The organism is Citrobacter sp. wls613 (genome assembly GCF_005281195.1).
GTDB classification, from domain to species: Bacteria; Pseudomonadota; Gammaproteobacteria; order Enterobacterales; family Enterobacteriaceae; genus Citrobacter; species Citrobacter gillenii.
The window spans coordinates 149,998-163,020 of record NZ_SZXN01000065.1 but is presented as its reverse complement, the minus strand read 5'-3'; the positions used below and the strand labels follow the sequence as shown (position 1 = coordinate 163,020).

12 protein-coding genes are annotated in these 13,023 nt (G+C 52.6%); 5 read left to right on the top strand and 7 right to left on the bottom strand.

Translation table 11 applies throughout. The features are described from left to right. Nucleotides 1–92: 92 nt before the first annotated feature. Nucleotides 93–1,313, bottom strand: coding sequence for a sugar metabolism global transcriptional regulator Mlc (gene mlc, locus FDX01_RS15615; RefSeq protein WP_115259946.1), 1,221 nt, complete (start codon nt 1,311–1,313; stop codon nt 93–95). Between the two features lie 128 nt (nt 1,314–1,441). Beyond that, on the bottom strand, nt 1,442–2,341 hold the full coding sequence (locus tag FDX01_RS15610; RefSeq protein WP_115258538.1) for a LysR family transcriptional regulator: 900 nt from the start codon (nt 2,339–2,341) through the stop codon (nt 1,442–1,444). A gap of 96 nt (nt 2,342–2,437) precedes the next feature. Here FDX01_RS15610 and FDX01_RS15605 point away from each other — a divergent pair, with 96 nt between their 5' ends. Next, entirely contained in the window at nt 2,438–3,691 is a 1,254-nt protein-coding gene (locus FDX01_RS15605; RefSeq protein WP_137400099.1) for an MFS transporter, read from the top strand. A gap of 32 nt (nt 3,692–3,723) precedes the next feature. Here FDX01_RS15605 and FDX01_RS15600 read toward each other — a convergent pair whose 3' ends face one another. Then, the gene (locus FDX01_RS15600) at nt 3,724–4,413 is read right to left on the bottom strand and encodes a type II CAAX endopeptidase family protein (RefSeq protein ID WP_135912074.1); all 690 of its coding nucleotides are present in this window, start codon (nt 4,411–4,413) and stop codon (nt 3,724–3,726) included. Nucleotides 4,414–4,591: 178 nt separating this feature from the next. Between FDX01_RS15600 and FDX01_RS15595 the strand changes: the two genes are divergently transcribed. The 3 genes from FDX01_RS15595 to FDX01_RS15585 all read left to right on the top strand — a co-directional run bounded on the left by FDX01_RS15595 (nt 4,592) and on the right by FDX01_RS15585 (nt 7,629). Next, nucleotides 4,592–6,079 (top strand): carboxypeptidase M32, encoded by a 1,488-nt coding sequence (locus tag FDX01_RS15595; RefSeq protein WP_115258540.1) that lies wholly within the window; start codon nt 4,592–4,594, stop codon nt 6,077–6,079. A gap of 137 nt (nt 6,080–6,216) precedes the next feature. Then, nucleotides 6,217–6,537 (top strand): acid resistance repetitive basic protein Asr, encoded by a 321-nt coding sequence (gene asr / locus FDX01_RS15590; protein WP_115259947.1) that lies wholly within the window; start codon nt 6,217–6,219, stop codon nt 6,535–6,537. Nucleotides 6,538–6,807: 270 nt separating this feature from the next. Next, nucleotides 6,808–7,629, top strand: a complete 822-nt coding sequence (locus FDX01_RS15585) for a serine protease (RefSeq protein ID WP_137400098.1) — start codon at nt 6,808–6,810, stop codon at nt 7,627–7,629. Nucleotides 7,630–7,664: 35 nt separating this feature from the next. On the opposite strand, the gene mdtI is transcribed toward FDX01_RS15585, so the two are convergent. Both mdtI and mdtJ read right to left on the bottom strand, forming a co-directional pair. Continuing rightward, nucleotides 7,665–7,994 carry a multidrug/spermidine efflux SMR transporter subunit MdtI gene (gene mdtI / locus FDX01_RS15580; protein ID WP_040233868.1) on the bottom strand — a complete coding sequence of 110 codons (330 nt, stop codon included), beginning with the start codon at nt 7,992–7,994 and terminating at the stop codon, nt 7,665–7,667. After that, a complete protein-coding gene (gene mdtJ, locus FDX01_RS15575; protein WP_170972989.1) occupies nt 7,981–8,346 on the bottom strand; it encodes a multidrug/spermidine efflux SMR transporter subunit MdtJ in 366 nt (121 codons plus the stop codon). The genes mdtI and mdtJ overlap by 14 nt, the downstream gene beginning before the upstream one ends. Before the next feature lie 414 nt (nt 8,347–8,760). On the opposite strand from mdtJ, the gene FDX01_RS15565 reads away from it, so the two are divergent. Continuing rightward, nucleotides 8,761–9,795 (top strand): AI-2E family transporter, encoded by a 1,035-nt coding sequence (locus FDX01_RS15565; RefSeq protein ID WP_115258543.1) that lies wholly within the window; start codon nt 8,761–8,763, stop codon nt 9,793–9,795. A gap of 79 nt (nt 9,796–9,874) precedes the next feature. On the opposite strand, the gene pntB is transcribed toward FDX01_RS15565, so the two are convergent. Beyond that, on the bottom strand, nt 9,875–11,263 hold the full coding sequence (gene pntB / locus FDX01_RS15560; protein ID WP_096757109.1) for a Re/Si-specific NAD(P)(+) transhydrogenase subunit beta: 1,389 nt from the start codon (nt 11,261–11,263) through the stop codon (nt 9,875–9,877). Between the two features lie 10 nt (nt 11,264–11,273). Continuing rightward, complete coding sequence (gene pntA, locus FDX01_RS15555) at nt 11,274–12,803, bottom strand: Re/Si-specific NAD(P)(+) transhydrogenase subunit alpha (protein ID WP_137400097.1); 1,530 nt, start codon at nt 12,801–12,803, stop codon at nt 11,274–11,276. Nucleotides 12,804–13,023: the final 220 nt, after the last annotated feature.

Below are 13,023 nucleotides of genomic sequence, written 5' to 3'. Positions count from 1 at the left end.
GCCATGAAAATAATACAGTGGAGAAAGTCTAAGGTAAGAGAACCTGAATCAGCTTGAGATAGCGCAATTTTTTGTACAACAGTTAAAAAATGTTAACCCTGTAATAGACGAATCAACAAAGAACCGTTATACATCGCGTCCTTCACGAGTGCGGCCCCCGCCATCGTTCCCTGATTGGTAAACTGTGTGCTCTCAACAACAATGTGCTTACTGTAGGCTGGCAACGCCTGTTGGCGAATACTGTCAGCAATGGTCGGAAACAGAATATCTGCGGCCTTGCTGAGCGGAGAACCGATCAAAATCTTTTGCGGGTTGAATAAATTCACCATGATGGCCAGGATGCGTCCCACATGCGTACCGACGCCGTTAATAATATCTTTCGCCAATAAATCACCCTGCATGGCGGCAAGGCATATTGAATCCACCGTCAACGGTTGGCCATGCAGTGAGGAGCTCATCGACTGCTTCAGACGCACCTGTGCGAGTTCAAGAACGCTGTCTACACTGGCTATCGTTTCCAGACACCCATGATTCCCGCAGTAACAACGCTTGCCATACGGGTCCACCTGCGTATGGCCAATCTCGACTAGACTGCTGCTGCCCGCATGCAGTAAATGGCCGTCGGTGATCACCCCCGCGCCCACGTTGTGGTCAATCACTACCTGAATCACGTCGCGGGCACCGCGCGATGCACCAAAAAGCGCTTCAGCCATGGTCCAGGCGCTGATATCGTGCTGAATGTATACCGGTACCCCGGTATGACTCTCCAGCGCGTCACCCAGTGGCATCTCTTTAACGTCATCGTAAAACGGCATGCGATGAACGATGCCATTCTCGGTATCGATAATGCCCGGCATGGTGATGGCAATGGACGTTAAGCGTTCAAGCTTTTGCTGATGACGAATGAAGAATTGATCGACCTGCGCAATCACACGATCGAGCAGCGGGATCTCGGAGACCAGCGCCATTTCAAGGCAATCTTCAACCACCAGTTTGCTGCTGAGATCGCGCAGTGCGAGAAAAATTTCGCCACGACTGATACGAATAGATAAGTAGTGCCAGGCTTCCGTCTCGACAACCAGGCCAACGGCCGGACGCCCACGACTCCCGGCTTCTTTGATTTCCAGTTCTTGCACCAAATGTGCTTCGAGCATTTCGCGGACAATCTTGGTAATACTGGCAGGCGCTAATTGCGCCAGGCGAGAGAGATCAATACGCGATACCGGTCCGAGCTGATCTATCAGGCGATAAACCGCGCCCGCATTGGTCTGCTTAATTTGATCGATATGCCCAGGCTGACTATCAGCAACCACCACTTACTCCCTTTATTTTCGCGCTCCGAAATAATCTGTAGGCTATGGTGAAGTACTTCAATGGTTTCCGTCAACTTTTTACTTAGCCGTGTGATTTACCGCACATTTTCACCGGTTTTTAAACTAATTTAAGCACGTTGTACCGCCGCTAAAAGCTGCTGGCGAAAGCGTTGCGCAGCATGGCTTTGCTCGCGATGTTTAGGCCACACCAGCCACATTTCAGATACAGCATCCTCTTCTGCTATCGGTACCCAACACATTTCATACAGCTGTACCCGTTTAAAGGAGGCTGGCAGAATAGACACCCCCAACCCCGCCGCCACCAGGCCGATAATGGTCATCGCCTCCCCGACCTCCTGAGTAATAGTCGGCTTCAGGTCGTAGCGACGCATCAGGCCAAGAATATCGTCATACAATCCGGTCCCCACGTGCGGGTCAAAAAAGACAAACGGCTCGCGGGCAAGTTCCGCCAGAGTAACAACCGGTTTTTGTGCCAATGGATGCGCTCGCGGGATCATCGCCATCAGCGGTTCGTGCAGGATAACCTCCCGGTGCAGAGTGTCAGGCAGTTGCGTATTGCGCAGCAGTCCCATATCCAGCGTCCCTTCGCTTAATGGGGCAATTTGCTCGCGGGTATTCATTTCACGGGTTTGCATATGCACATCGGGGTAAGCCTGGCGAAAAAAGGACAGCGTATCTGACACCGCCTTAATAAACGGTGCTGAGGAGGTAAATCCGATACGCAACTCACCCGCTTCGCCCAAATGCAGACGTTCAGCTCTTGCTGCGGCTTCATTCACCAGCCCGAGGATCTGCCGACTGTCGGCCAGAAACTGCCTGCCTGCGGCGGTCAGCGCCACGCTGCGGTTGGTTCGCGCCAGCAATCTGGCACCCACCTGCTGCTCGAGGATTTGGATCTGTTGGCTCAACGGAGGTTGGGAAATGTTCAGCCGCGCCGCCGCACGGCCAAAATGGAGTTCTTCCGCAACCGCCACAAAGTAGCGCAGGTGACGCAGTTCAATATTCATATTTTTAAAATATTATTTGAGATTATTAATATATTAGACAGAATATTGTGATTTTCATACTCTAAAGACTAGTCCTGTATACCCAATGGATTTCATGTGAGCCGTACAACTACTGTCGATACTGCCCCGACAAGCGATGTTGATGAACAGATTATCTCCCAGCCAGATGCGTTTATAAAACGCGGCACCGCCTCTTTTATGCGCGTCACGCTGGCACTGTTTTCCGCCGGGCTGGCGACATTTGCCCTGCTGTATTGTGTACAACCGATCCTGCCGGTACTGTCCCATGAGTTTGGCGTATCGCCTGCCAGCAGCAGTATTTCACTGTCTATCTCCACCGCCATGCTGGCAATCGGTCTCCTGTTTACCGGCCCGCTTTCCGACGCCATTGGTCGCAAGCCGGTAATGGTCACCGCGCTCCTGCTGGCTTCCTGCTGCACCTTACTTTCAACGATGATGACCAGCTGGCACGGTATCCTGATCATGCGTGCATTGATTGGCCTGTCATTAAGCGGGGTCGCCGCGGTAGGTATGACCTATCTCAGCGAGGAGATCCACCCAAGCTTTGTCGCCTTTTCGATGGGGCTGTATATCAGCGGTAACTCGATTGGCGGCATGAGTGGCCGGTTGATCAGCGGAGTATTTACCGACTTTTTTAACTGGCGTATTGCGCTGGCGGCTATCGGCTGTTTTGCGCTGGCCTCCGCGCTGATGTTCTGGAAAATCTTACCCGAATCGCGCCACTTCAGACCGACGTCACTGCGGCCTAAGTCATTGTTTATTAATTTCCGCCTGCACTGGCGTGACCCCGGATTGCCGCTACTTTTCGTGGTTGGATTCTTATTGATGGGGTCGTTTGTCACGCTGTTTAACTACATCGGCTACCGCCTGATGCTGTCGCCCTGGGAACTCAGTCAGGCGGTGGTCGGCCTGCTGTCCGTGGCTTACCTAACCGGTACCTGGAGTTCCCCCAAAGCAGGGTCAATGACCACCCGCTACGGTCGTGGCCCGGTGATGTTGTTCTCGACTGGCGTGATGCTCGTAGGCTTGTTGATAACGCTGTTCACCTCACTGTGGCTGATTTTTGCCGGGATGCTGCTCTTTTCCGCCGGTTTCTTTGCCGCACATTCGGTGGCCAGCAGCTGGATTGGTCCGCGCGCTAAACGCGCCAAAGGTCAGGCCTCGTCGTTGTATCTGTTCTGTTATTACCTGGGATCGAGCATTGCGGGTACGCTGGGTGGCGTTTTCTGGCATAACTACGGCTGGAACGGCGTCGGCGGGTTTATTGCGTTGATGCTGATCCTTGCGCTACTGGTGGGGTCCCGTTTACATCACCGTTTGCACGCCTGATTGTGATGCCCGGCATCGCCGGGCACACCGCATTACGTGGACGGCACGAATGCCTGAGCCGCGATTTGCATGCCCACCACCGTCCCGTTCATCAAGATATGCAGCATAATTGGCATCAGTATGCCGTTACTTTTAATTCGGGCATAAATCAGAACCAGTGACACGATAAACAACAGCAATAACGTCCTAAAATCCACATACTGCGTGTGCATCAGCGCGAAAATGGCGGACACCACCGCAGACGTCAACCAGGTTTTATCCTTGAACCAGTACTGAAAGGCATTGAACAGGCAGCCGCGGAAAATCATTTCCTCATAAACCGGGGCAATAAATATCAGCGACAAACTCGACAGCCACAGCGCGTAACTACGTAGTGATACCTGGGTTGTCACCCATTCTTCATTTTGTCTTATTCCCAGCAACCAGGGCCCGGCAAACTGCACCAGCAAAAGTGCGACAAATAAAATACCAAACCACGTCACGTTAAACGTGCCCTTTCCCAGACCTGCTCTTTTGCTAAAGAAGAAATAATACAGCGGTACCAGCACAACGAACTCCGCAGCAAACAGCAGTGGGAACAGTAATCCCTGCGCCTGTAACAGCGCGCTTTCAGCAAAAAAAAGGGGGACAAACGTGAGGCCAAACATCAGAATAAACATCGAAAAACAACCGGATACTGCCCGAGTTCTGGCGATATAGTCACTACTGATTTCCTGTTGCATACCGGCTCCCTGCTAAAAGATTACGCCATAGTTTAAAACATCAAATTTTGTTTATGATAAAAAGTATCATTATCACTTACGAGCTACCAACATTTCGCATTCTCTGCCGAGGAATGGGTAAATGCGGTAAATCACGTTAGACTCACAGGTCTGGTCCAACAGAACGAGAACGAAAATAATGAGTAACAGTACGAATTACCAACAGCTCACCCGCACGTTCCAGCGGCTCTCTCGCTTCTCCCACCTCTCGGCTATCGCCAGTTGGGACATGTTCACCATGATGCCTCCTGGTGGCAGCCAGGCCCGTGGCGAAGCGCTGGCGGAACTGAACGTCCTGGAACATCAGCTGTTAACCGATCCTAAGGTCGCCACCTGGATTGCCGGCGCGCAACACGAAGAATTGAATGATGTTGAACAGGCCAATTTGCGAGAAATGTCGCGTCTGCATCATCAGGCATCATTGTTGCCGGAATCACTGGTTGAAGCCAAATCCCTTGCGGGTAGCCGCTGCGAACACGCCTGGCGCAGCCAGCGCCCGGCCAATGACTGGGAAGGTTTTGCTGAGAACCTGAAGGATGTGGTGAAGTACAGCCGCGAAGAGGCCAGGCTGCGTGCCGAGGCCAAAGGTTGTTCACCGTATGATGCGCTGCTGGATGTGTTTGAACCAGACATGACCAGCGCCCGCCTGGACGTGTTATTCGCCGACCTCAAAGGCTGGCTCCCGGACCTGTTAAGCAAGGTGGTCGCCAAACAGTCCCGGCAATCGTTAATCGCGCCGGTTGGCCCTTTCCCGACTGCGGTGCAGCGCGAGTTAGGCCTTGAGACCATGGCGCAGTTGGGATTCGACTTTGCGGGCGGACGGCTGGACATTAGCGCCCACCCATTCTGCGGCGGCGTACCGGAAGATGTGCGTATCACCACACGGTATGATGAAAACGAACTGCTGAGCGCACTGTTTGGCGTTATCCATGAAACCGGCCATGCCCGCTATGAGCAGAACCTGCCGCGTAACTGGTCCGGTCAACCTATCGCCCTGGCACGCTCGACCGCCATTCATGAATCCCAAAGCCTGTTCTTTGAAATGCAGCTGGGTCGAAGCAGCGCCTTCCTGACGCGGTTAATCCCGGCGGTGAAGCGGCATTTTGGCGATCAACCCGCCTTTGAAGAAAGCAATTTTATCGCCTGGAACCAGCAGGTGAAGCCGGGCTTTATCCGCGTTGATGCCGATGAAGTGAGCTACCCCGCCCACGTGATCCTGCGCTACGAAATCGAGCGAGCACTGATTAACGGCGACATTGAAGTCGATGATATTCCGGCCTTATGGAATGAGAAAATGCAGGCGTGGCTGGGGCTGTCAACCATCGGCAATTACCGTAATGGGTGTATGCAGGATATCCACTGGACCGACGGCGGCTTTGGCTACTTCCCTTCCTATACCCTTGGTGCCATGTATGCAGCACAGTTGTTTAGTGCGGCAAATCGCGCGTTGCCGGGGTTAGAAACGGCCATTGCTCAGGGTGATTTCAGCGCACTGTTTGACTGGTTACGCCAGAACATCTGGCAGCACGGTAGCCGCTTTACCACCGAACAGCTGATTACGCAGGCCACCGGTGAACCACTCAGTAGCCGCTATTTCCGCGCACATCTGGAAGCCCGTTATCTGTAATTGCTTACCGTGAGTCATTGTACATATGGTTACACGCCGAAACCAATGACTCACGGAAGCCTTGATATTACAGCGATATAGTTATTTCAACGGCCCCGCAGTGGGGTTGAATGAAAAACCAAATCGAGGGTATGACAATGAAAAAAGTATTAGCTCTGGTTGTTGCCGCTGCTATGGGTCTGTCTTCTGCTGCATTTGCTGCTGAAACAACGGCCACCACGACTCCGGCCGCTGCAGCCACCACCAAAGCAGCCCCGGCTAAAACCACACATCATAAAAAACAGCACAAGGCGGCACCGCAGAAAGCGCAATCTGCCAAGAAACACACCAAAAAAACCACCGCTAAACCTGCTGCAGAACAAAAAGCACCAGAGCAAAAAGCACAGGCAGCTAAAAAGCACAGCAAAAAAGCCGTAAAACACGACGCAGCTAAACCTGCGGCTCAGCCAGCGGCATAATCCGTCAGAAATAACGCTGGCGTCCCCCACGCCAGCGCCTACGGCGCTAGCTCTTGTCGGTTTAGCGCCGCGTTTCGGAGGGTAAAAGGGTGTCCCATTACCGCTTTGAGTTCATTCTTATTACACTGATAATTTGCGGCCTTATTGCCACGCACTTTTATCTTTCCTGAGTGTAGTTACCTGATTTTACTCCCACTTTCCCACCGTCCCGTCTATAGTATTCATTGAGGGTTTGCTTTTAATAATCATAATTCCCCACCAGAGTGTGATATGCATAAAACCATTGCGGTATTACTGGGTTCTATTTTTCTTTCTCCTGTCGTTGCGCATGCGGATCGGCCAGCAACGCCTGCCACTGAAGCTGAAGACATTAATACGCTCTTCTTTGGTCATGACGATCGCGTACAGATCCCAGACCCGACTCAATCTCCCTGGGACGCCATCGGACAACTGGAAACCGCCAGCGGTAACCTGTGTACGGCCACGCTCATTTCTCCGCATCTGGCCTTGACCGCCGGGCACTGTCTGTTAACGCCCCCTAAAGGCAAGCCGGATAAAGCCGTTGCGCTGCGCTTTGTGTCAAAAAAAGGCGTCTGGCGCTATGAAATCCACGGCATTGAGGCACGGGTTGATCCTTCACTTGGCAAGCGCTTAAAAGCGGATGGCGACGGCTGGATTGTGCCCCCTTCTGCGGCACCCTGGGATTTTGGTCTGGTGGTGTTGCGTTATCCCCCATCAGGAATTACACCGCTTCCCTTGTATGAAGGCGATAAAACCGCATTAACCGCTGCGCTGAAAGCCGCCGATCGCAAAGTCACTCAGTCAGGCTACCCGGAAGACCATCTGGACGATCTGTATGCGCATCAGGATTGTGTAGTGACCGGCTGGGCGCAAAACACCGTCATGTCTCATCAGTGCGACACGCTCCCGGGTGACAGCGGTTCTCCATTGATGCTGAAGACAGATGCGGGCTGGCAATTGATTGGTGTGCAGAGCTCCGCGCCGGCGGCGAAAGATCGCTGGCGGGCCGATAACCGCGCGATTTCGGTCACCGGTTTTCGCGATAAACTGGACGCGTTAGCGAAGGGATAACAACATGCTGCCCGCAGATACAGGCAGCATTTTTATCAGGCGAGTTTAATCATGATCATACCGGCCAGTAACAATGCCACGCCAATCCAGCCTTTATTATTCAGGCGCTGACCAAAAAGCACCCAGCCTGCGGCCAACGTGGCGGCAATCCCGAATCCCCCCCACAGGGCATAAGCAACGGAAAGGTCGATGCCTTTTACCGCCTGAGACAGCGCACTAAAGGCTGCCAGCACGGCGACCAATGACAGCACGCCATAGGCTTTACGACGAAAACCATCGGAAAATTTCAAAAAGACGTTAGCGACAATTTCCAGCACGATGGCCATCCCCAACCAGGCGCCGTGAACCCATTCAAACTGCTGCATGGGTCACCTCGCCCCTCGCTTTTGCTGGCTTTCGTGTGCCTGATTTAATCAGCACGATACCGAACACTAGCGAGACTAATCCGGCCACCTTCATCGCCGACAGGGTTTCGTCAAATAACAGCACGCTAAACAGCGTAATAAATAAAATACCGATACCTTCCCATAACGCGTAGGCCACGCCGAGGGCGATTTTTTTAACGGCGAAACTGAGAAAAATATACGATAAGGCGATCATTACCAGCATTAAAATAAAGCCCGCATTACCATTACCTACGCTTGCCCATTTCATCGACAGCGTACCTGTAATTTCAGCCGCAATGGCCAGACCTAATAAAATCCAGTAAAACATGATACTTCTCCTGCTAGAGAATAAAGTCCTTTGGGCTTACTGCATGCAGCAAACCAAAAAATAAAATCAGATAGCTCAGCGCATAACGCCAGCTCAGGCAGAAGAAGGGACTAAAGCGCGTTGCGCCAGAGTTGCTCACCTGCAAGCAGGAAAGTAGAAGAGGTACGAAGAAGTGTAGGTAAACGCAAAAACATCCTGAACGTATTGTCCATAATATTACAATTATCCGCAGTGTTGCTTCTCGTCATCGCGGATGATAATTGTCCTCGGTAGTTAAACACACGCAATTTGTATCATAGGTTCAAGACGAACTCAAAATCTTTTCACTTCTTTACCTGGTTCGTTTGATTTTTGTTATAACGACTCGAGGCAGATCACACTATTATCCAGGTTCAGGATAACTCTTCAGGAATAAACATGGCGAAACCCATTATCACGCTTAGCGGCCTAAAATTAGTCATTATGTTGGGCATGCTGGTGATCATTCTGACCGGCGTCCGCTTTGCGGCCGATATCATTGTCCCCTTTATTCTGGCGTTATTTATTGCCGTGGTGCTTAATCCCGTGGTCCAGCGAATGGTCAAACTTCGCATTCCGCGAGTATTAGCCGTGTCATTGCTGGTGGTTATTATTGTGATGCTAATGGTGCTGCTTTTAGCATATTTAGGGACATCCTTAAATGAATTAGCGAGAACGCTACCGCAATACCGTTCTTCACTGGTTATCCCGCTGAAAAATATCGAACCGTGGCTGCAGCGCGCGGGAATTGGTGTTTCCGTCGACGAACTCGTGAAGTATATCGACCCTAATGCGGCGATGACGCTGGTGACCAATTTGCTGACGCAATTGTCCAATGCCATGTCATCTATCTTTTTACTGCTGCTGACCGTCGTGTTTATGCTACTGGAAGTGCCACAGTTACCCGGCAAACTCAAACAAATGATGAGCAGACCCGTTGAGGGAATGGCCGCTATTCAACGCGCAATCGACAGCGTGTCACACTACCTGGTCCTCAAAACGGCCATCAGTATTGTCACCGGTCTGGTCGCCTGGGGCATGCTGGCCGCACTGGATGTCCGCTTCGCATTTGTCTGGGGACTGCTGGCTTTCGCGCTGAACTACATCCCCAATATCGGATCCGTGCTGGCGGCGATCCCCCCTATTGCTCAGGTACTGGTGTTTAGCGGATTTTACGATGCCCTGGTGGTGCTGGCGGGCTATCTGGCGATTAACTTGATATTCGGTAACATTCTCGAACCGCGCATCATGGGACGCGGACTGGGGCTATCGACGCTGGTGGTTTTTCTGTCGTTGATATTCTGGGGCTGGTTACTGGGACCGGTTGGCATGCTGCTTTCTGTCCCACTCACCATCATCGTTAAAATTGCACTTGAGCAAACTGAAGGCGGCCAAAGCATTGCCGTTTTGCTGGGCGATCTCAATAAAGCGTGAAGCCGCCTCTCTCACTAATAAGCGGAATGTGCCATAAAAAAACGGCCTCCGAGGAGGCCGTATGACATGCTAGTAATAATTACAGCGCTTTCAGAATCGCATCCACGCTGGCTTTGGCATCGCCAAACAGCATATGGGTGTTATCTTTAAAGAACAGTGGGTTCTGCACGCCGGCATAACCGGTATTCATTGAACGTTTAAACACAATGACATTCTGCGCCTTCCACACTTCCAGAACCGGCATACCGGCGATTGGGCTTTTCGGATCGTCCAGCGCCGCCGGGTTAACGGTATCGTTCGCGCCGATGACCAGTACGGTGTCGGTATCGGCGAAATCATCGTTGATTTCATCCATTTCCAGCACGATATCGTAAGGCACCTTCGCTTCCGCCAGCAGCACGTTCATATGCCCCGGCAGACGCCCGGCAACCGGGTGGATACCGAAACGCACCTTGATGCCGCGCGCACGCAGTTTCTCGGTGATTTCGGCCACCGGATACTGTGCCTGCGCCACCGCCATGCCATAGCCTGGAGTGATAATCACCGAGTGCGAATCCTTCAGCATTTCTGCCGTTTCTTCCGCGGAAATCTCGCGATGCTCACCCGCTTCCTGATCGTCACCAGTAGAAGAACCGTCGGTACCAAAACCACCGGCAATGACGCTGATGAAGGAGCGGTTCATCGCCTTACACATAATGTAAGACAGGATCGCACCCGAAGAACCCACCAGCGCACCGGTAACGATCAGCAGATCGTTGCTCAACATAAAGCCCGCCGCCGCTGCCGCCCATCCTGAATAGGAGTTCAGCATCGATACCACAACCGGCATATCTGCCCCGCCGATAGACGCCACCAGATGCCAGCCAAACGCCAGCGCGATAATGGTCATCACCAGCAACGCCAGAACCTGCAGACCCACGCTTTCAGTACGCACGAACAGCACCAGCAGCAGGAACGAAACCACCAGCGCCGCAAGGTTCAGCTTGTGGCGATTCGGCAGCATCAGCGGCTTAGAGGATATCTTGCCGCGCAGTTTACCAAACGCCACAATAGAACCCGTGAAGGTCACCGCACCGATGAAGATGCCAAGGAACACTTCAGTCAGGTGAATATTCACCAGAATCGGTTCCAGACCCGCTTCGTGATACAGGTAGCTGTTAAAACCAACCAGCACCGCCGCCAGGCCAACGAAGCTGTGCAGGATCGCCACCAACTCCGGCATCTCGGTCATTTCGACTTTCTTCGCCAGACGAATACCAATCGCGCCACCGATGATCATGGCAACCAGAATCCACGCGACGTTGCCGGTATCCGGACCAAAGATCGTGGCAATCAGCGCAATCGCCATCCCGGCGATACCGAAGTTATTACCCTGCTGGGACGTTTCATGCTTAGAAAGCCCCGCCAGGCTGAAAATAAACAGGATCGCGGCAACAATGTATGCAGCTGTAACTAATCCTCCAGACATGTGCTACCCCTTAGTTTTTCCGGAACATTTTCAGCATGCGCTGAGTCACGGTGAAGCCACCGAAAATATTAATGCTGGCAATAAGTACCGCGATAAAGCTCAGGAAACTCACCCAGCCACCCTGGCCAATCTGCAATAATGCCCCCACAACGATGATCCCGGAGATGGCGTTCGTCACAGACATCAGCGGCGTATGCAGCGCATGCGACACGTTCCAGACCACGTAGTAACCGACCACGCAGGAAAGCGCGAACACGGTAAAGTGTCCAAGGAACTCTTTTGGCGCCACATCGGCCAGCCAGCCAAACAGAATAACCACCAACGCCATCAGGGCGTATTTACGCCACGGTGAGACTGGTTTTTTCTCTTCAACCGGTGCAGGTGCAGCTTTTGCTGCCGCCTGAGGCTGAGCGGAAACCTGGATTGGCGGCGCAGGCCAGGTGATTTCACCTTCGCGAACCACCGTCACACCGCGCACCACCACATCGTCGAAATCCACGGTGATATTGCCGTCTTTCTCTTTGCACAGCAGCTTCAGCAGGTTAACGAGGTTGGTACCGTATAGCTGGGAAGACTGCGTCGGCAAACGGCCCGGAAGGTCGGTATAACCAATAACCTTGACGCCGTTCTCGGTCGTGGTCACCTGATTCGCCACGGTGTATTCGCAGTTACCGCCGTTTTGCGCAGCGAGATCGACAATCACGCTGCCCGCTTTCATGGAGTCAACCATTTCACGGGTGATCAGTTTCGGGGCCGGTTTACCCGGAATCAACGCGGTGGTGACGATAATATCGACGTCTTTCGCCTGCGCGGCGAACAGTTCCATTTCCGCTTTGATAAACGCTTCGGACATCACCTTGGCGTAACCATCGCCGCTGCCCGCTTCCTCTTTGAAATCCAGCTCGAGGAATTCAGCGCCCATACTTTGCACTTGTTCTTTCACTTCCGGGCGCGTATCGAAGGCGCGAACAATCGCCCCCAGGCTGTTGGCCGCACCAATGGCCGCAAGACCCGCCACCCCGGCACCGATCACCATCACTTTGGCTGGCGGGACCTTACCCGCGGCGGTAATTTGTCCGGTAAAGAAGCGACCGAACTCATGCGCCGCTTCAACAATGGCGCGATATCCGGCGATGTTGGCCATCGAACTGAGGGCATCCAGCGACTGCGCACGCGAAATACGCGGTACGGAGTCCATTGCCATCACGGTGACATTGCGCTCGGCGAGTTTTTGCAGCAACTCCGGGTTTTGCGCCGGCCAGAGGAAACTGACCAGCGTGGTCCCCGGATTCAACAACGGAATCTCAAATTCTTCTGGTGCGTTGACCTTCAGGATAATCTCTGACTGCCAGACCGCATCCCCGTCAACAATTTCCGCGCCCGCTTGCACAAACGCCTTGTCGTCAAAACTTGCCAGTTGACCCGCGTCGCTTTCAACCGCGACGCTAAAACCCAGCTTCAGCAGCTGCTCAACCGTCTTCGGTGTGGCTGCTACGCGGGTTTCATTGGTTAACCGTTCTCTTGGTATGCCAATTCGCATAATGTTCCCTTCCATCTGTATTTTTGATGATGGTTTATCAATGTTCGCAAGCGGCCTGCGCGCACTTACGTAAGAGGTAAGTGTTACCCCAACAAAATAAAACAGTAACAAACTCTGTATAACCTACTGAAATTAACGCCTGTGATCTAGCGCCAAAAAACAGTATTTATTATGAAATTCGCAAAACCGGGATGAATTAACCCGCAGACAGGGATAATGC

Coding starts and splice junctions, on each gene's coding strand:
- FDX01_RS15610 (WP_115258538.1), bottom strand. CDS start 2,341: ATGAATATTGAACTGCGTCACCTGCGCTACTTTGTGGCGGTTGCGGAA.
- asr (WP_115259947.1), top strand. CDS start 6,217: ATGAAAAAAGTATTAGCTCTGGTTGTTGCCGCTGCTATGGGTCTGTCT.
- FDX01_RS15585 (WP_137400098.1), top strand. CDS start 6,808: ATGCATAAAACCATTGCGGTATTACTGGGTTCTATTTTTCTTTCTCCT.
- pntB (WP_096757109.1), bottom strand. CDS start 11,263: ATGTCTGGAGGATTAGTTACAGCTGCATACATTGTTGCCGCGATCCTG.
- FDX01_RS15565 (WP_115258543.1), top strand. CDS start 8,761: ATGGCGAAACCCATTATCACGCTTAGCGGCCTAAAATTAGTCATTATG.
- pntA (WP_137400097.1), bottom strand. CDS start 12,803: ATGCGAATTGGCATACCAAGAGAACGGTTAACCAATGAAACCCGCGTA.
- mdtI (WP_040233868.1), bottom strand. CDS start 7,994: ATGCAGCAGTTTGAATGGGTTCACGGCGCCTGGTTGGGGATGGCCATC.
- FDX01_RS15595 (WP_115258540.1), top strand. CDS start 4,592: ATGAGTAACAGTACGAATTACCAACAGCTCACCCGCACGTTCCAGCGG.
- FDX01_RS15600 (WP_135912074.1), bottom strand. CDS start 4,413: ATGCAACAGGAAATCAGTAGTGACTATATCGCCAGAACTCGGGCAGTA.